The organism is Pseudomonas sp. 478 (assembly GCF_003254125.1).
Lineage (GTDB): Bacteria > Pseudomonadota > Gammaproteobacteria > Pseudomonadales > Pseudomonadaceae > Aquipseudomonas.
The window spans coordinates 197,095-215,461 of record NZ_QKZG01000003.1; the positions used below are offsets into that span (position 1 = coordinate 197,095).

Here is an 18,367-nt window from a genome sequence, read left to right on the forward strand (position 1 = left end):
CATCGACGACGCAGACGCATTGTCGATAATGCCCAGATGGTGAAATTGGTAGACACGCCAGCTTCAGGTGCTGGTGACCGCAAGGTCGTGGAAGTTCGAGTCTTCTTCTGGGCACCAATTTCGAGCTTGAGATTAGATCAATTTCAAGGCTCACACAAAAACCCGCGAAAGCGGGTTTTTTGCATTCCAAGCCCCTGAATTATTAAAACTAAATCAGGGGTTTACAGATCAAAAAGCTCTCCGTATAGTTCGCCACATCAACAGCGGCAACGCTGAAGATTATGCCCAGATGGTGAAATTGGTAGACACGCCAGCTTCAGGTGCTGGTGACCGCAAGGTCGTGGAAGTTCGAGTCTTCTTCTGGGCACCAATTCAAATTTCAGAGTCGATCTGAAATTTCACAAAAACCCGCGAAAGCGGGTTTTTGCGTTTCTGGCTTTCAAAAAATCTTATGAGAGCCACTGCGCGCCTTCTGTAGGAGCACGGCTTGCCGGCGATGGCGTCCTTGAGATCGCCATCGCGAGCAAGCTTAGCTCCTACAGGTTGAGCGTTACGCCCGAGCCCGCTCTAGCAGAGCCGTCTTCGCCCCGCAAGGCGCACTTGAGAAACAATATCGTTTATCATTGTTTCAAGTTTTTGCAATGCGACAGTGAGGAACCTTGCGAATGATGTTTCGAAATACCCTGCGCCGCGGCCTGACCATGACCCTGCTCGGCCTGGCACTCGCCACTCCCCTCACCCAAGCCGCCGAACCGGTTTCCCTGACACTCTATAACGGTCAACACAAAGAAGTCGGCGATGCCATCGCCAAAGCCTTCGAAGCCAAGACCGGGATTCACGTCAATGTGCGCAAAGGCAGCAGCAACCAGCTCGCCAGCCAGGTCGTCGAAGAAGGTGCTCGCTCCCCTGCCGACGTGATCTACACCGAAGAATCGCCACCACTGAACAAACTCGGCGAACAAGGCCTGCTGGCGCAGACCGATGCCGCCACTCTGGCCGTTCTGCCCAAAGACTACGTCGCCGGCAACGGCACCTGGATCGGCATCACCGCGCGAGTCCGCGTCGTCGCCTACAACCCAAAGCTGATTGACGAAAAAGACCTGCCCAAGTCGGTCATGGAGTTCTCCGATCCGAAATGGCAAGGCAAGGTCGGCTTCGTGCCCACCAGTGGCGCGTTCCAGGAACAGGCCGTGGCAATCATCAAAGTGCACGGCATGGACGCGGCCGAAGAATGGCTGACCGGTTTGCGTGCTTTCGGCAAGACCTACAGCAACAACATGGTTGCATTGAAGGCAGTGGAAAACGGCGAAGTCGCTACCGTGCTGGTGAACAACTACTACTGGTTCGCCTTGCAGCGTGAAAAAGGTCAGCTCGATTCGAAACTGCATTACTTCACCGGCGGCGACGTCGGCGGGCTGATCACTGTTTCCAGTGCGGCCGTGCTGAAATCCAGCAAACATCCAAAAGAAGCCCAGCAATTCCTCGCTTACATGGCCAGCGAAGAAGGTCAGCGCGTGATCACCCAGACCACCGCCGAATACCCGCTGCACAAAGGCATGGAATCGGATCGCGGGCTCAAGCCGTTCAGCGAACTTGAGGCACCGAAGGTCACCCCAGCCGATCTCGGCAATGCCGAGCAAGCCCTGGACCTGGAACGTGACGTTGGCTTGAACTGATGAGCGCATCGTTATCCGCCCCCGTCGCGCGCGGGGGTTACGTGCCACGGCGCAAGCGGCCATCGATCTGGCTGCTGCTACCGGTTTTGCTGCTGGTGGTGCTCAGCCTGTTGCCACTGGCGTATGTCGGACTCAAAACCTGGCAGGCCGGCTGGGCTGAGGCGCTGCATTTGTTGTGGCGCCCTTATGTGTTTGGCCTGCTGCGCAACACATTGGCACTGATGGTCGGTGTGACGCTCGCTTGTGGCGTGATCGGCCTGTCACTGGCCTGGCTGCTTGAGCGCAGCAACTTGCCGGGGCGGCGCTTGTGGGGCGTGATTCTGTGCCTGCCGTTCGCGGTACCGGCGTTTGTCAGCAGCTTTACCTGGGTCTCACTGAGTGCTCATTTCGAAGGCTTGGGCGGGGCGATCCTGGTGATGACCCTGTCCAAGTATCCGCTGATCTTTCTGCCGGTCGCGGCGACCCTGCGCAATCTCGATCCCTCCCTCGAAGAGTCCGCCCGCACACTGGGGCAGAATCGCTGGGGCGTGTTTTTCAGAATTACCCTGCCGCTGCTCTGGCCATCACTGCTCGCCGGCTCGCTGCTGATCGCGCTGCACATGCTGGTGGAGTTCGGTGCTCTATCGATCATCGGCCTGCAGACGTTTACCACCGCAATCTATCAACAGTTCGAACTGGAATTCAGTAACGCGAATGCGGCGATGCTTTCCGCCGTGTTGCTGGCGCTGTGTCTGATGCTGTTGTGGCTGGAACTGCGCGTACGCGGCAAGGGCCGACACGTGCGTACCGGTCAGGGCGCGGCCCGGCATGCGGAACAGGTCCGGCTGGGGCCTTGGGCTGCCGCCGGACAACTTTATTGCCTGGCGCTGGCGATCATCGGCAGCGGTATTCCGCTCGGGATGCTGGCGTACTGGCTAGCAGTGGGTTCGTCGGCAGCATTCCCGGTGGCGGCGATCAGCGAGGCGCTGCTCTCCTCCCTGGCGTTGTCACTGGGCGGCGCGGCGCTGTGCCTGGTGTTGGCAGTGCCGGTGGGATTGCTGGTGGTGCGCCACAAGGGCCAATTGGCGATCTGGGCCGAACGCTTGCCGTATCTGCTGCATGCTCTGCCAGGACTGGTGATCGCACTGACGTTGGTGTATTTCGCCCTGCACTATGTGCCCGTGCTGTACCAGACTTCGGCATTGTTGCTGATCGCCTATGCGTTGCTGTTTTTGCCGCTGGCTCAGGCGCCGATTCGTACGGCGCTGAACAAGGCTGCGCCGCAACTGGAAGAGGCTGCGCGCACGCTGGGCGCAACGTCTTTCAGTGCGTTTTGTCGGGTGACCTTGCCGATCATTTTCCCGGCGCTGGGCGCAGCGTTTGCGCTGGTGTTTCTGGACGCGATGAAGGAACTGACGGCGACGCTGCTGTTGAGTCCGACCGGGCTCAATACCCTGGCGACGGAAGTCTGGGCGCATACCGCGAATGTGGAGTTTGCGGCGGCGGCGCCTTATGCGGCGTTGTTGATTTTGGTGTCGGGGTTGCCGGTTTATCTGCTGACTACCCGGATGTATCTGAGCCGTTAAGACCGCTTTCGCGAGCAAGCCCGCCCCCACATTTGATCTGAAGTGTTCACAAATCTTGTGTCCACCAACAATCACTGTGGGAGCGGGCTTGCTCGCGAAGAGGCCCGCCCAGTCGATACACATTTAAGCCCTGAACTGCCCCAGACTCGCCTTCAACTGCGCCGCCAATCCATCCAGTACCTTGCCGCTGGCCGTGGTTTCCACCACCGCTTGAGCCGCTTTCTCAGCCTGTGCATGAATGGTTTCAACCCGACCGCGCACCGCTTGCGCGCCTTGCGCCTGATGCGCCGCTGCCTGCGTTGCCAGACCAATCGCCGCATGAACCTGCTCGACCGACGCCTGCACCGATTGCTGCAACCGCGCACTGTCACGCAGCACCAGCAAACCTTCGCTGGCCTGACGCCCGGCCTGACCGATCGCCGCCACCGCCTCACGCGCACCTTGTTGCAAGGCAACGATGTGCGCCTGAATATCGCCAGTGGAGCTCTGCGTCTTGCTCGCCAGCGCTCGCACTTCATCGGCGACCACGGCAAACCCGCGACCGGTCTCGCCCGCACGCGCCGCTTCGATCGCCGCGTTCAGCGCCAGCAGGTTGGTCTGCTCGGCGATCCCGTGAATCACCGTCAACACCACTTCAATTTGCTCACTCTGCTGCGCCAGCCGCTCGATGACTTTCGCCCCGGTGTCGACCTGCCCGGCCAACGCCTCGATCAGGCTGCCGACTTTCGCCGACGTCCGCGTGTTTTCATCCGTCGCCGAACGAATATCCACCACTTGCTGCAAGGCCGCCTGCATGGCATGACTTTCCGACTGGGCTTCATCAGCCATTTGCGACAACGCACGCAGGCTCTCGGCCACTTCATCGCGCTGCATGCCCGCCGCTTTATCGGCCCCGGCATTGCGCAACGTCATCGCGCCGATTTCCACACCGGTACGCTGAGCCACATCGCCCGCTTCGCGCACGATCGGCTGCAACTTATCCACAAAGCGATTGACCGCCGAGGCCATGTCACCGATTTCGTCCTTACTGTTGATCTGCACCCGCTTGGTCAAGTCGCCCTCGCCCGCCGCCAGGTCATCCATGGCAGCGATGAGCAGCTTCAAGCGATTGACCACTCGACGACCCAGCACCACCGCGAGCAACAGCAGCACACCGCAACCGACCAACGCGAGCCCCATGCCGATGCGCCAGCGCAAAGTGCCTGCCGCTTCCTGCACGGTGCTGGTGGTGTTGGCCTGCATCGCTGAAGCCGTGGACTGCGCCGACTTCAGACGCGCGCCCATCGCTGCTGCACTATCAGCCGCCGCGCCTTTGAGGCTGTCGCCGACCAGTTGATCACTGCTGGCGATCAGTGCCGAAAAGCGTTTGTCGAGGGCTGCCAGATCGACTTCCACGGAAGCGGTGGAAACACCCATCAAGACCTTGCCGATTTCCACGCCATTGGGGCTGATTGAGGCTTCGAGGTAGTAGACCGATGGATCGTTCTTCGCCGCATCCAGCACTTTGTCCAATGCGCGCTCGCCCTGGCCTTTCTCCAGTAGCGCTTTGTTGATCGGGTTCTCGCGGTTCAGATAGCGCGTCAGGTGCTGGCCAGTAGCGTCGTCGTAGATCACGAACAGCACGTTGGGATTGCGCTGGGCCCGGCGGGCGAATTCGGACAAGGTTGGAACGTCGCTGTCCCACATGGCGCGAGGTGCGACTGAAGCCAGAAGCTGCGCCATGTCATTGGCAGAGTCCTTCAGGTCCTTTTCCAATGTCCCACGCAGTTGTGCCTGCTCATCCTTCAAACGTGACGACAGGCCGGCGGTGAGTCGCTGACGGGTATTGGTCGACAGGCTGTCGAGGCTCGACGTGACTTCCCGCCCCGCCTGCTCCAGTTCCCCGGAGAGCTTTTGACTGTCAGCACCCAGGCGAACACCTAAATCAGCTTCCAGTGCGGTCACTGTGCTCCGAGTCAGGGCGACAGCTACAAGCACTTGCACCAAAAGGGCGATACCAAGGGTAACGAACACTGGCCGCAGAAGACGGCTTTGTAACAGTGAGAGAATGGCTGACACTTAAAATCCCTCTGCTTGACGCCATTAAATTGATGGCGCACTGGAAGCGATGCTTTTAATCAACATCACAGCAAAGGTCGTGCCGCCCGACAGGCAGATACGACAAAGGCCCCAAATGAGGGGCCTTTGTGTTTTACATCAACGACTTATTAAGCGAACGGATGACGCAAAACGATGGTTTCGTTGCGGTCCGGGCCCGTCGAAATAATGTCGATCGGCGCACCGATCAGCTCTTCGACGCGCTTGATGTAAGCACGGGCGTTAGCTGGCAGCTCTTCCATGGTTTTGGCACCCACAGTCGACTCGGTCCAGCCCGGCACTTCTTCGTACACAGGCTGCAGGCCCACGTAGCTGTCAGCATCAGTCGGGGCAACGGCATTGCCTTGCGCATCTTTGTAGCCGACGCAGATGTTGATGGTTTCGAGGCCGTCGAGCACGTCGAGCTTGGTCAGGCAGATGCCCGAGATGCTGTTCACATCGATAGCACGACGCAGGATAACGGCGTCGAACCAGCCGCAACGACGGGCACGGCCGGTGGTAGCGCCGAACTCGTGACCTTGTTTGGCCAGGTGAGCACCCACTTCGTCAAACAGCTCAGTCGGGAATGGACCCGAACCTACGCGAGTGGTGTAAGCCTTGGTGATGCCCAGAATGTAATCCAGGAACATCGGACCAACGCCCGAACCTGTCGCCACGCCACCAGCGGTGGTGTTGGAGCTGGTCACGTACGGATAGGTACCGTGGTCGATGTCGAGCAACGAACCTTGGGCGCCTTCGAACATGATGTCTTTGCCAGCGCGACGCAGGTCGTGGAGCTCGGCCGTCACGTCCAGCATCAGCGGCTTGAGCAGTTCAGCGTATTCTTTGCACTCGGCCAGGGTTTTTTCGAACTCGATGGCAGGCTCTTTGTAGTAACCCACCAGCATGAAGTTGTGGTAGTCCACCAGTTCGCGCAGCTTGTCTTCAAAGCGCGGCATGTTGAGCAGGTCGCCCACACGCAGGCCACGCCGTGCAACCTTGTCTTCGTAAGCCGGGCCGATGCCGCGACCGGTCGTACCGATCTTCAGTTCGCCACGGGCCTTTTCACGGGCCTGGTCCAGCGCTACGTGGAAGGACAGGATCAGCGGGCAGGACGGGCTGATACGCAGGCGCTCGCGCACCGGTACGCCTTTCTCTTCCAGCTTGATGATTTCCCGCAGCAGAGCGTCGGGTGCAACCACCACGCCGTTGCCGATCAGGCACTGCACGCCTTCGCGCAGCACGCCCGACGGGATCAGGTGCAAGACGGTTTTTTCGCCATCGATCACCAGGGTGTGACCAGCGTTGTGGCCACCCTGGTAGCGCACTACGGCGGCAGCATGTTCGGTCAGCAGATCAACGATCTTGCCTTTGCCCTCATCACCCCATTGGGTGCCCAGGACTACGACATTCTTACCCATAACACTTGTCCTCATTCGCGCAAACTTGGTGCCGGCCGCAGCCGACAGGAAAACTCAAGAAGCCAGTGGCGATACTTGCCAAAGCCCGTTCTGCTGAATCAATTGCCGGTCGCAGTCCGCTTCACGGGCGGCGGCCAAAGGTTGCCCAGGCAACGCCTGAACGACACGCTGACCCTCACTGCGCAACTGGCAAACCTGCTGCCAGAGTGCTGCATCCGTACTGTCAGGCATCCAGATACCGCCAGACGGTAACTCGATCTCAGCACGCCCCAGGGTCACCAGGGTTTTCAAATCGGTAGAGAAGCCGGTTGCCGGACGGGCACGACCGAAGTCGGCACCGATGTCGTCGTAACGACCGCCCTGAGCAATGGACTGGCCAACACCCGGTACGAACACCGCGAACACCACACCGGTGTGGTAGTGGTAGCCGCGCAACTCGCCCAGGTCGAAATACAACGGCAACTCGGGGAAACGCGTGGACAGACGCTCGGCAATCGCCAGCAAGTCGTCCAGAGCGGCCAGTACTGGCGCCGGCGCATCCGCCAGACGCTCGCGGGCAGCGCTCAAGACTTCACGGCCGCCACACAGGTCAACCAGCGCCCGCAACATGCCCGACAAATCGGCAGGCAGGCCTTCGGTCAAGGTAATGACCTCGTCGATGGCCTTACGTTGCAACGCGTCGAACAACTGTTGCTCGACTTCACCGGACAAACCGGCGGCGCGAGCCAGGCTGCGGTAGATACCCACATGACCGAGGTCCATGTGCACATCCGGCACATCGGCCAGTTGCAGCATAGCCAACATCAGGCTGATGACTTCCACGTCGCTGCTCGGGCTGGCATCGCCGTATAACTCGGCACCCAGCTGGATCGGGCTGCGCGAGGACGACAAGGCGCGCGGTTGAGCGTGCAGCACGCTACCGGCATAGCACAGACGGCTCGGGCCTTCGCGACGCAAGGTGTGCGCATCGATGCGCGCCACTTGCGGCGTAATGTCGGCACGGAACCCCATCTGCCGGCCCGATTGCGGGTCGATGACCTTGAAGGTACGCAGATCGAGGTCCTGGCCCGCGCCGGTCAGCAGGGATTCCAGGTACTCGATATGGGGAGTCACGACAAACTCGTAACCCCAGCTCTGGAACAGATCCAACACCTGACGACGCGCGACTTCAATGCGCGCCGCTTCTGGTGGCAGTACTTCTTCGATGCCATCTGGCAGCAGCCAGCGGTCTACCGTTGCCATTACGCCATTCCCCTATGATCCGGGCGGCAAGCCTTTGGGCGAGCCTTGAGTGAAGCAGAAAATGATCGGCTCATGCGCACAAACAACGCGCATGAACGACGCGGCGAAAAGCCTGAAATCGGCTTCACCAACCACTTTCCTCGAAAAACCTGTCGAGTCATTCAACTCGGACGCCTGCATAAAAAACAGCAATCAAACGTGCAGACGCAAAAAAGCCGGGAATTTCCCGGCTGCCGCATCATACACACGTTTTCCCAAAGGATCACCCCGCCCGAGGCGTTAGCCGCCAGGCGGGGGATGATTCAGGTCAACGTCGTATCAAGGCTTGGCTTTTTCCAGGTAACGGAAGAAGTCGCTGCTTGGGTCCAGGACCATGACGTCGGATTTGTTCGCGAAGCTTTCACGGTAGGCACGCAGGCTACGGTAGAAACCGTAGAATTCCTGATCCTGGCCGTAGGCCTTGGAGTAGATCGCAGCGGCCTGGGCATCACCATCACCACGAACCTCTTCAGATTCACGATAGGCTTCAGCCAGCAACACGCGGCGTTGACGATCAGCGTCGGCACGAATGCCTTCCGACAGTTCGTTACCCTTGGCGCGGTGCTCGCGAGCTTCACGCTCACGCTCGGAACTCATGCGTTCGAACACGCTGCGGTTCACTTCCTTCGGCAGATCGATGGCCTTGACCCGAACATCGACAACTTCGATGCCCAGCTCTTTTTCCGCCATCTTGTTCAGCGAAGCCGTGATATCGGTCATCAGCGCATCGCGCTCACCGGAAACCACTTCATGCAGCGTGCGCTTACCGAACTGGTCACGCAGGCCCGACTCCAGACGACGGGAAAGACGCTCGTCAGCAATCTGCTTGAGGCCGGAAGTCGCGGTGTAGAAGCGCTCGGCATCTTTCACGCGCCACTTGGCGTAGGCATCGACCATGACGGCTTTCTTTTCCAGCGTCAGGAAGCGTTGTGTCGGTGCATCCAGCGTCATCAGGCGTGCGTCGAATTTGCGCACCTGGTTAACGTAAGGCACTTTCACATGCAGGCCCGGCTGAACATCAGTCTGGACTACACGACCGAACTGCAGCAGCACCGCACGCTCGGTCTGAGCCACGATGTAGAAGCAGTTCCAGGCAGCGATCGCCACGACGACGCCGACAATAAGGGCGATCAGCGATTTATTGCTCATCAGCGACTCTCCCTGGTGCGTGCTTGCTGTTGCTGAAGATCGGCTGCACGCACATTCGCTTCATTGCTGGTGGCTGCCGCGCCGGTCACCGAAGTGCTGGTGTTGCGACCGCCTTCGACCATCTTGTCCAGCGGCAAGTACAGCAGATTGCTCTGGCCATTCTTGTTGCCGGTCACGAGAACCTTGCTGGTGTTGCTGAAGACTTCCTGCATGGTGTCCAGGTACAGACGCTGACGGGTCACTTCAGGTGCCTTGCGATACTCGCTCACCAGCTTGGTGAAGCGATCAGCCTCACCCTTGGCGCGCGAGACGGTTTCGTCACGGTAACCATTGGCATCTTCGATGATGCGCTGGGCCTGACCACGGGCTTCCGGCACGACACCGTTAGCGTAGGTTTCAGCCTGGTTACGCGAACGCTGCTCGTCTTCACGGGCGCGGATCACGTCATCGAAGGCTTCCTGCACTTCACGCGGTGCGGCTGCGCTCTGTACGTTGACCTGAGTGACGGTGATACCGGTGCGATAGGTATCCATGAAGCGTTGCAGACGCTCCTTGATTTCGCTGGCCATCAATTCACGACCTTCGGTCAGCACCTGGTCCATCGCGGTGGAACCCACCACATGGCGCAAGGCACTTTCGGTCGCGTGCTGCAGGCTGATTTCCGGCTGATCAACGCTCAGCACGAAGTCCTGCAGGTTGCTGATCTTGTACTGCACGGTCAGCGGCACTTCGACGATGTTCTCGTCTTCAGTCAGCATTTGACCCTGCTTGGTGTAGGCACGCTCACGCGTGACGTTTTCCAGGTACTTGCGATCGATCGGCGGGAAATAGATGTTCAGGCCCGGGCCAACGGTTTCGTAGTACTTGCCGAAGCGCAGCACCACGGCTTGCTCCTGCTCGTCGACTACATAGACCGCGCTGTACAGCCACACGGCCGCCAACACGACCAGGCCGATGCCGAGCAGACCGCCGAAGCCGCCACTCCTGCCCGAACCGCCACCGTCATCACCGCGTTTCTTACCACCACCGAACAACCCGTTCAGGCTTTCCTGCAGCTTTCGGAAGGCCTCGTCGAGATCCGGTGGTCCCTTGCGGTCGCCGTTATTGCGGCGTTTGCCACCCCAAGGATCCTGATTATTCGAGTTGCCACCCGGCTCATTCCAAGCCATAGCGCTCTCCATCTGATAAAGCAAAGACGCACCCACGGCGCGCCGACCAATGCTACAGAATGCCTGTCACCGCGGCACAACCGCTTTTTCAGGCTTTTATTGCAAAGTGTGTTGTTCGATGAATTCCATCGGTTGCAGACCTTCGCGACTCACCAGTCGATTCAACTCGACCCGCGGCAAGCGAACGGCCAGCAGGCTGATGCCTTCTTCGTCGTGTTCTTCTTTCTGCACCGCACCGAGTTCGAAAAACTGCGCACGCAGTCGAGCAAAACGTTGCGGCAAGCGCAAGGTGCCGATAAACAAATCACTGCCGAGTAACTCGGCAATGGCTTGTTCAAGCAATTCCAGACCAGTGCCATCACGCGCCGACAGCCATACCCGCTGGGGTTTGCCGTTTTCGTCGCGCTGGATTTGTGGCTCAACGCCTTCAAGCAAATCGAGTTTGTTATAGACCTCGAGGATCGGCAAGTCCTGGGCACCAATCTCGCCCAGCACCACCATCACCTGCTCGATCTGCAACATGCGATCGGGTTCGGCCGCATCGATCACGTGCAACAGCAGGTCGGAGTTGCTCGACTCTTCGAGGGTAGACCGAAATGCCTCGACCAGCTTGTGGGGCAAATGGCGAATGAAACCTACAGTGTCCGCCAGGACAATCGGCCCCAGATCGTCCAGTTCCAGACGGCGCAGGGTCGGGTCCAACGTGGCAAACAATTGGTCAGCCGCGTAAACGTCGGATTTCGTCACGTTATTGAAGAGCGTGGATTTACCGGCGTTGGTATACCCCACCAGCGACACGGTAGGGATATCCGCACGCATACGCCCACGTCGCGACTGTTCGCGCTGACTGCGCACTTTCTCCAGCCGACCCTTGATCTGCCGCAGACGAACCCGCAGCAAACGGCGGTCGGTTTCGAGTTGGGTTTCACCCGGGCCACGCATGCCGATACCACCACCCTGACGTTCAAGGTGGGTCCAGCCACGAACCAGCCGGGTGCTCATGTGGTCAAGCTGGGCCAGTTCTACCTGGAGCTTGCCTTCATGGGTACGGGCGCGTTGGGCGAAAATATCGAGAATCAGACCGGTACGGTCGATGACGCGACACTCGAAAACACGTTCGAGGTTACGTTCCTGACTGGGCGTGAGGATGTGATTGAAAATCACCAGATCGGCCTCTTCGGCCTTGACCAGGTCGCGCAGCTCCTCGACCTTGCCGCTGCCAATCAGGAATTTGGCGGTTGGCCGATGACGCGGCACGTTAAAAAACGCAACGGTCTCGGCGCCCGCCGAATTAGCCAGTTCCTGAAACTCCTGCGGATCTTCGCGCGCCTCAGGGTCCTGTCCATCCAAGTGAACGAGGATTACTCGCTCACCACCACCGTGGCGCTCAAAGAACAAAGGAGACTCCTATCAGGCGTTACCTGGCTCAGCGTCACCTGCTTCGGATTCGGTTGCGCTAGGCAGACGAATTGGACGAACCGGCACCACTGTAGAGATAGCGTGTTTGTAAACCATCTGGCTGACGGTGTTTTTCAGCAGGATAACGAACTGGTCGAAAGACTCGATCGTGCCTTGCAGCTTGATCCCGTTGACCAGGTAGATGGAAACCCCCACTTTCTCTTTACGTAAAGTATTCAAGTAAGGGTCTTGTAGCGAATGCCCTTTTGACATGTGCCGCACTCCTTTAAGGATTCAATATAAAAAATAGGTAAACAATGGCTTGTGGCCGTCACACCCCCAAGGATAGACGGCAATTGCAAGGACTCAGCTCAATATGGAGATGGTCCCAAGGTATTTCAAGGCGCGCGGCAGATTGTCGCAATCGAGGCTGTCCAACCAATGTAAATCAGCCCAACTGCGCAGCCAGGTGAACTGGCGCTTTGCCAATTGGCGCGTGGCAATGATTCCACGCTCCTGCATCTCGGCTTGCGTCAGCTTGCCATCCAGGTAGTCCCAGACTTGTCGGTAGCCTACTGCACGTATAGACGGCAACCCGGCATGCAGGTCACTTCGCTTACGCAGGGCTACGACCTCGTCAATGAATCCCTGTTCCAGCATATTCGTGAATCTTTGTTTAATTCGCTCGTGCAATACCTGGCGATTTGCCGGAGCAATGGCCAAGTTCGCGACAGTATAGGGCAATTGTTGCAGTCCCGAGGCGGCTGCTTCAGTACTTTGCGCAGATTGTTGCAACCTTAGTGCAGTCATGCTCTGACCACTGACGCGATAAACTTCCAGCGCCCGACTGAGTCGCTGCGGATCGTTCGGATGAATACGCGCCGCAGATTGCGGATCGATGACTGCCAATTGATCGTGCAAGGCTTGCCAGCCAAGGCGTGCAGCTTCTTCTTCGATCTGTGCGCGGACATCCGGATCGGCCGCCGGCATGTCTGCCAGACCTTCAACCAAAGCCTTGTAATAGAGCATTGTGCCGCCCACCAGCAGCGGAATTTTGCCCCGCGCGGTGATCTCGGCCATGGCTTGGAGGGCATCACGACGGAAATCGGCGGCCGAATAGCTCTCTGCCGGGTCGAGAATATCGATCAACCGGTGTGGAAATTCAGCCAGAAGCTCTTTTGAGGGCTTGGCGGTGCCGATGTCCATGCCACGGTAGACCAGCGCCGAATCGACGCTGATCAACTCGCAAGGCAAGACTTTGGTGAGTTCGATGGCCAGGTCGGTCTTGCCGGCGGCGGTCGGCCCCATCAGGAAAATCGCAGGAGGGAGCTGGTTCATCAACGACCGCGCAAAAACAGTTTGTCCAGATCGTCCAGGCCCAATTGGGTCCAGGTCGGTCGGCCATGGTTGCATTGACCGCTGCGTTCGGTGTTTTCCATGTCCCGCAGCAGACCGTTCATTTCCGGCAGGGCCAGGCGTCGATTCGCCCGAATCGCGCCATGGCAGGCCATGGTCCCGAGCAGCTCGTTCAGGTGCGCCTGAATCCGGTCGCTGGTGCCGTATTCCATCAGGTCCGCGAGGACGTCACTGACCAATCGATTGGCTTCTGCCTGCTTGAGCAGTGCCGGAATCTGCCGGATCGCCAGGGATTCCGGGCCCAGACGCTGCAATTCAAAGCCCAGGCGCTGGAACCACGCGACGTGTTCTTCGGCGCAATCGGCTTCACGCTGACTGACCGCCAGGGACTCTGGCACCAGCAGCGGCTGACCGCTCAGGCCTTCGCTGGCCATGGCGATTTTCAGGCGTTCGTACATGATCCGCTCGTGCGCAGCGTGCATGTCCACCAGCACCAGGCCCTGGGCGTTTTCCGAAAGAATGTAGATGCCTTTGAGCTGCGCCAGTGCATAACCCAGCGGCGGAATGTCGTCCTGCCCGGCCGGCAGCGCTACTGCGTTGGCTTCTGGCAATGGCGCAAAAAACTCGCGATAAGCGGCCTGGGCCTCAGCCACCGGCACGCCGGACTGAGGGCGCGGCGAGTACTGATATTGATAACCGGCACCCGCGCCCGAGCCGGCCGGCGTATTGAACGACGGCTGGGCCTGAGGCTGTTCCAGCAAGGCATTGGCCGCCAGACGCATTTCGCCCTGTGGCCCGAACTCGCCAGCATCAATGCCGGTAGGTCGAACGATGGCCGTCGCGACAGGTGCGGCCAGATGGTCTTCCGGCCGCACATCGCCCAAGGCGCGGTGCAGGGTGCCGTAGAGGAAATCGTGAACCATGCGCCCGTCACGGAAGCGCACTTCGTGCTTGGTCGGGTGCACGTTGACGTCAACGCCTGCCGGATCGACTTCAAAGAACAGCACGAACGTCGGATGCCGGCCGTTGAACAGCACGTCGCGATAGGCCTGGCGCACCGCGTGGGCCACCAGTTTGTCGCGTACTGCACGGCCGTTCACAAAGAAATACTGCAAGTCTGCCTGACTGCGGTTGAACGTCGGCAAGCCAACCCAGCCCCACAAATGCAGGCCATTGCGCTCGATCTCGATCGGCAGCGCCTGCTCGAGGAAACCCGAACCGCAAATCGCCGCCACACGCCGGGCACGGGCCGCGTCGTCATGGGCTTCATGCAGGCTGAGGATGGTCTTGCCGTTGTGGCGCAGATGGAACGCCACGTCAAAACGCGCCAACGCCAGACGCTTGATCACTTCTTGCAGGTGATCGAATTCGGTTTTTTCGGTTTTGAGAAACTTGCGGCGGGCCGGGGTGTTGAAAAACAAGTCACGCACTTCCACCGACGTGCCCACCGGATGGGCCGCTGGCTGCACGCGAGGCGCCATGTCCCGGCCTTCGGTTTCGACCTGCCAGGCTTGATCGGCCTCTTTGGTGCGGGACGTCAGGGTCAGGCGTGCCACGGAGCTGATCGACGCGAGGGCTTCACCGCGAAAGCCCAGGCTCATGACCTGCTCGAGGTCTTCCAGGTTGCGGATTTTGCTGGTGGCATGTCGCGCCAGGGCCAGCGGCAGGTCATCGGCAGAAATGCCGCTGCCATCGTCGCGCACCCGCAGCAGCTTGACGCCGCCCTGCTCCACATCGACATCGATACGCCTGGCGCCGGAGTCGAGGCTGTTTTCCAGCAGCTCCTTGATCACCGAAGCCGGGCGCTCAACCACCTCACCGGCGGCAATCTGGTTCGCCAGTCGCGGGCTGAGCAGCTCGATGCGAGCCGTGTTGGTCAGCACCTGGTTCATTCTTTGGCCGCCAGTTCAGTGCCGGGGATGGTCAGGTTCTGACCGATTTTCAGCTCGTCACTCTGTAGGTTGTTGGCGCTGCGCAGGGTGGCCGGAGACACCTGATAACGCACAGCGATCATCGCCAACGTCTCGCCCGGGCTCACCCGATGGTCACGTGGACCTTGAGCGATTTTGCCGGAATCACGTAGCCAGGCGATGTAGGTGCCCGGTGGCGGATTCTGCTGGAAGAACTGGCGAACACCGGCGCTGATCGAGCGTGCCAGCGCCTGCTGGTGGCTCGCCGCCGACAGTTTCGAGGCTTCGTTGGAGTTGGAGATGAAGCCGGTTTCCACCAGGATCGACGGAATGTCCGGCGATTTCAGCACCATGAACCCGGCCTGTTCCACCCGTTGTTTGTGCAACGGCGTGACCCGGCTGATGTTGCTCAAGACCTTTTGGCCAACGTCCAGGCTCGAAGTCAGGGAAGCGGTCATCGACAGGTCGAGCAGCACACCGGCCAGCATGCGGTCCTTGTCGTCGAGGCTGACGCTGCCAGCACCACCGATCAAGTCGGAGCGGTTTTCGCTGTCGGCCAGCCAACGGGCGGTTTCCGAGGTGGCGCCGCGATCGGACAAAGCGAACACCGACGCACCGAAGGCTGCCGCAGACGGCGCTGCGTCGGCATGGATCGAGACGAACAGGTCGGCGCCCTTCTTGCGGGCGATTTCGGTACGGCCACGCAATGGGATGAAGTAGTCGCCGGTGCGGGTCAGTTCGGCGCGGAAGCCTTTCATACCGCTGACCTGACGCTGCAATTCGCGGGCGATGGCCAGCACCACGTCTTTCTCGCGCTGACCGCGAGAGCCGGAGGCGCCCGGGTCTTCGCCACCGTGGCCAGCGTCGATCACCACAACAATGTCGCGCTTGCCGGCCGGAGCTGGCGGCAGCTTCACCGCAGGCTCCACCGGAGTGACCGGCACCGGGGCGACCGTCGCGACGTTGGTCGGCGCCGGAATTGGCGCGGCATCGGCGGCGTTGTCGAACAAGTCGACCACCAGGCGATTGCCGTACTGGGCGTTTGGCGCCAAGGTAAAACTTTTCGGCGTCACGGCTTTTTTCAGGTCGATGACCACCCGCAGATCGGTTGGCGTACGTTGAGCCGAGCGCATGGCGGTGATCGGAGTGTTCGAACTGTTGACGTTCAGCGGCGCCCCCAGAGTCGCGCCATTGATGTCGATGACCAGCCGATCCGGGGCGGTCAGGGTAAATACACTGTGCTGGACAGGACCACTCAGATCGAACACCAGTCGTGTGTTGTCCGGAGCCCGCCACAGGCGAACGCTGTTGACCTTCGTCTCGGCCACAGCGTCGACGGTCACCGCCAAAAACAACAATCCTACGGCAGCTACCATCGCGCGAAAGCGCATACCTAACCCCATCATTTAATTGGTTTCCAATGCCAAAGCGGCACACCACGACTCGCCACGCGAGCCCTGGGACAAAATTTTCAGCGAACGCCCGCTGTCTTGCGGGCCAATGGTAATGGTCAGGTCAGGCTTTGGCAAAAAGCCTGCACCCTTTTCGGGCCATTCGATCAGACACAACGCGTCGTCTTCGAAGTAGTCACGGATACCGAGGTACTCCAGCTCTTCAGGGTCGACCAGGCGATAGAGGTCGAAATGGAAGGCCCGGATTTCGCCAATCTCGTAGGGTTCGACCAGGGTGAAGGTCGGACTTTTTACCGCGCCTACATGCCCCAAGCCACGAATGATGCCCCGAGACAGCGTGGTTTTCCCCGCCCCCAGGTCCCCTTCCAGAAAAATCAGACCGTGCCCTTGAGTGGTTTTTGCGATGCGCGCGCCAAACGCGGTCATCGCCTCTTCATCAGCCAGGTACAGGGTTATTTCAGACACGGTGCTTGCTCCTCCAACAACTGACGAATGGCTGGAATCAGATCACTGGCCGCCAGCCCACGGCCCGATTTACCTTCTTGCGCACCAGCATTAGCGTGCAGCCAGACGGCCAGGCAGGCGGCGTCGAACGCCTCCATGCCTTGCGCCAGCAACGCGCCGACCAGACCGGCCAGCACATCACCCAAACCGGCGGTGGCCATGGCCGGATGGCCCTGATGACACAACGCCAGACGCCCATCGGGGCTGGCGATCAGGCTGCCGGCGCCTTTGAGCACCACGACAGCTGTATATTTTTTGCTCAATGCGTGAGCTGCCGCAGGACGATCGGCCTGCACTACGGCAGTGCTCACCCCCAACAAGCGCGCCGCTTCGCCTGGATGCGGCGTGATCACGCAGTCCTTGGGCAAGCTCACGTGCTCTGCGGCCAGCAGATTCAATGCATCAGCGTCCCAGACTTGCGGCAGCGGCGCCTTGGCAGCCGCCGACAAAAGGCTGCGCCCCCAGGAAGCCTGACCCAAGCCTGGGCCGACAACCAGCACGGAAACCTTTTGCAGCAGTTCCATCAGTTGATTGGCCGACGAAGTGCCCAACACCATGGCTTCAGGAATTCTCGCCAGCGCGGCCGGAACATGTTCACTGCGCGTGGCCACGGACACCATGCCCGCGCCGCTGCGCAGGGCACTTTGTGCGCTCAGCAGGACGGCGCCACCAAAGCCGCGATCACCGCCGATCAGCAGGACGTGGCCGAATTTGCCTTTATGGGAGGTTGGAGCCCGGCCCGCCAGACGCGGCAACGAACTGGCCGTCAGGCGACGTGCACTGATGGCGACGCCGTTAAACGACTCGGGGGAGGCCTGCAGATCGTTGAACACCAACGCCCCAACCACGTCTGCAGCATCACCAGTGAACAGACCCAGTTTCAGGCCGATGAACGTCACCGTCAGGTCAGCCCGCACCGCAGCGCCGAGTATTCGGCCGGTATCAGCGCACAACCCCGAAGGGATATCCACCGCCGCAACCGGCAGCCCGCTGCCGTTGATCGCCGCAATGGCGCCCGCGTAGGGTGCTCGCACCTCACCCGTCAGGCCGGTGCCGAGCAAGGCATCCAGCACGATACCGTGCAACTCAGACTGTGCGCTCCAGGCTTGAACCGCGACACCTTCGGACACGGCCTCGGCATGGGCTGATGCCGCATCACCCTGTAAACGCTTGGGATCACCGACCGCCAACACCCGCACATGCCAGCCGGCACGTCGGGCCAGCACGGCCACCAGATAACCGTCGCCGGCGTTATTGCCATGACCGGCCATGACACTCAATTCATTCGCCGCCGGCCAATGGCGAACCAGCGCACGCCAGGTCGCCCGCGCCGCGCGCTGCATCAATTCGAAGCCCGGTGTGCCGGCCGCAATCAGGCTTGCATCGAGGGCTCGCACTTGCGCGGCGCTATACAGCGCGTCGGGTAAATCATCTTTAGTGTGCGGCATGC

At 60.0% G+C, this 18,367-nt stretch carries 14 protein-coding genes and 2 tRNA genes; 4 read left to right on the plus strand and 12 right to left on the minus strand.

The genetic code is table 11. The features are described 5' to 3' along the window. Positions 1 to 30 precede the first annotated feature (30 nt). The 4 genes from DFS28_RS07745 to DFS28_RS07760 all read left to right on the plus strand — a co-directional run bounded on the left by DFS28_RS07745 (position 31) and on the right by DFS28_RS07760 (position 3,241). A tRNA-Leu gene (locus tag DFS28_RS07745) sits at positions 31 to 117 on the plus strand. A 166-nt stretch (positions 118 to 283) separates the two neighbouring features. After that, positions 284 to 370 (plus strand) — tRNA-Leu (locus DFS28_RS07750). Positions 371 to 665: 295 nt separating this feature from the next. Then, positions 666 to 1,676 carry an iron ABC transporter substrate-binding protein gene (locus DFS28_RS07755; protein WP_111449255.1) on the plus strand — a complete coding sequence of 337 codons (1,011 nt, stop codon included), beginning with the start codon at positions 666 to 668 and terminating at the stop codon, positions 1,674 to 1,676. Beyond that, positions 1,676 to 3,241, plus strand: coding sequence for an iron ABC transporter permease (locus tag DFS28_RS07760; protein WP_111449256.1), 1,566 nt, complete (start codon positions 1,676 to 1,678; stop codon positions 3,239 to 3,241). Before DFS28_RS07755 ends, DFS28_RS07760 begins: the two co-directional genes overlap by 1 nt. Positions 3,242 to 3,364: 123 nt before the next feature. Here the strand turns inward: DFS28_RS07760 and DFS28_RS07765 are convergent, their stop codons facing one another. The 12 genes from DFS28_RS07765 to DFS28_RS07820 all read right to left on the minus strand — a co-directional run bounded on the left by DFS28_RS07765 (position 3,365) and on the right by DFS28_RS07820 (position 18,365). Then, positions 3,365 to 5,299: a methyl-accepting chemotaxis protein gene (locus tag DFS28_RS07765; RefSeq protein ID WP_111449257.1), complete on the minus strand. Its 1,935-nt coding sequence runs from the start codon at positions 5,297 to 5,299 to the stop codon at positions 3,365 to 3,367. Positions 5,300 to 5,448: 149 nt separating this feature from the next. Then, positions 5,449 to 6,738 carry an adenylosuccinate synthase gene (locus DFS28_RS07770; protein ID WP_074873214.1) on the minus strand — a complete coding sequence of 430 codons (1,290 nt, stop codon included), beginning with the start codon at positions 6,736 to 6,738 and terminating at the stop codon, positions 5,449 to 5,451. Between the two features lie 54 nt (positions 6,739 to 6,792). Continuing rightward, positions 6,793 to 7,980, minus strand: coding sequence for an ATP phosphoribosyltransferase regulatory subunit (locus tag DFS28_RS07775; RefSeq protein ID WP_111449258.1), 1,188 nt, complete (start codon positions 7,978 to 7,980; stop codon positions 6,793 to 6,795). 318 nt (positions 7,981 to 8,298) lie between these two features. Next, entirely contained in the window at positions 8,299 to 9,168 is an 870-nt protein-coding gene (hflC, locus tag DFS28_RS07780) for a protease modulator HflC (RefSeq protein WP_008156983.1), read from the minus strand. After that, a complete protein-coding gene (gene hflK, locus DFS28_RS07785) occupies positions 9,168 to 10,337 on the minus strand; it encodes an FtsH protease activity modulator HflK (RefSeq protein ID WP_008156982.1) in 1,170 nt (389 codons plus the stop codon). The genes hflC and hflK overlap by 1 nt, the downstream gene beginning before the upstream one ends. Before the next feature lie 96 nt (positions 10,338 to 10,433). Next, positions 10,434 to 11,735 carry a ribosome rescue GTPase HflX gene (gene hflX / locus DFS28_RS07790; protein ID WP_111449259.1) on the minus strand — a complete coding sequence of 434 codons (1,302 nt, stop codon included), beginning with the start codon at positions 11,733 to 11,735 and terminating at the stop codon, positions 10,434 to 10,436. Positions 11,736 to 11,747: 12 nt separating this feature from the next. Continuing rightward, on the minus strand, positions 11,748 to 12,008 hold the full coding sequence (gene hfq / locus DFS28_RS07795) for an RNA chaperone Hfq (protein WP_007902656.1): 261 nt from the start codon (positions 12,006 to 12,008) through the stop codon (positions 11,748 to 11,750). A 93-nt stretch (positions 12,009 to 12,101) separates the two neighbouring features. Beyond that, on the minus strand, positions 12,102 to 13,073 hold the full coding sequence (miaA, locus tag DFS28_RS07800; RefSeq protein WP_111449260.1) for a tRNA (adenosine(37)-N6)-dimethylallyltransferase MiaA: 972 nt from the start codon (positions 13,071 to 13,073) through the stop codon (positions 12,102 to 12,104). Continuing rightward, the gene (gene mutL / locus DFS28_RS07805) at positions 13,073 to 14,983 is read right to left on the minus strand and encodes a DNA mismatch repair endonuclease MutL (RefSeq protein ID WP_111449261.1); all 1,911 of its coding nucleotides are present in this window, start codon (positions 14,981 to 14,983) and stop codon (positions 13,073 to 13,075) included. The genes miaA and mutL overlap by 1 nt, the downstream gene beginning before the upstream one ends. Next, positions 14,980 to 16,407 (minus strand): N-acetylmuramoyl-L-alanine amidase, encoded by a 1,428-nt coding sequence (locus DFS28_RS07810; protein ID WP_111449262.1) that lies wholly within the window; start codon positions 16,405 to 16,407, stop codon positions 14,980 to 14,982. The genes mutL and DFS28_RS07810 overlap by 4 nt, the downstream gene beginning before the upstream one ends. Then, the gene (gene tsaE, locus DFS28_RS07815; protein ID WP_111449263.1) at positions 16,408 to 16,878 is read right to left on the minus strand and encodes a tRNA (adenosine(37)-N6)-threonylcarbamoyltransferase complex ATPase subunit type 1 TsaE; all 471 of its coding nucleotides are present in this window, start codon (positions 16,876 to 16,878) and stop codon (positions 16,408 to 16,410) included. Continuing rightward, positions 16,866 to 18,365, minus strand: a complete 1,500-nt coding sequence (locus tag DFS28_RS07820) for an NAD(P)H-hydrate dehydratase (RefSeq protein ID WP_111449264.1) — start codon at positions 18,363 to 18,365, stop codon at positions 16,866 to 16,868. The genes tsaE and DFS28_RS07820 overlap by 13 nt, the downstream gene beginning before the upstream one ends. Between the last annotated feature and the right edge of the window lie 2 nt (positions 18,366 to 18,367).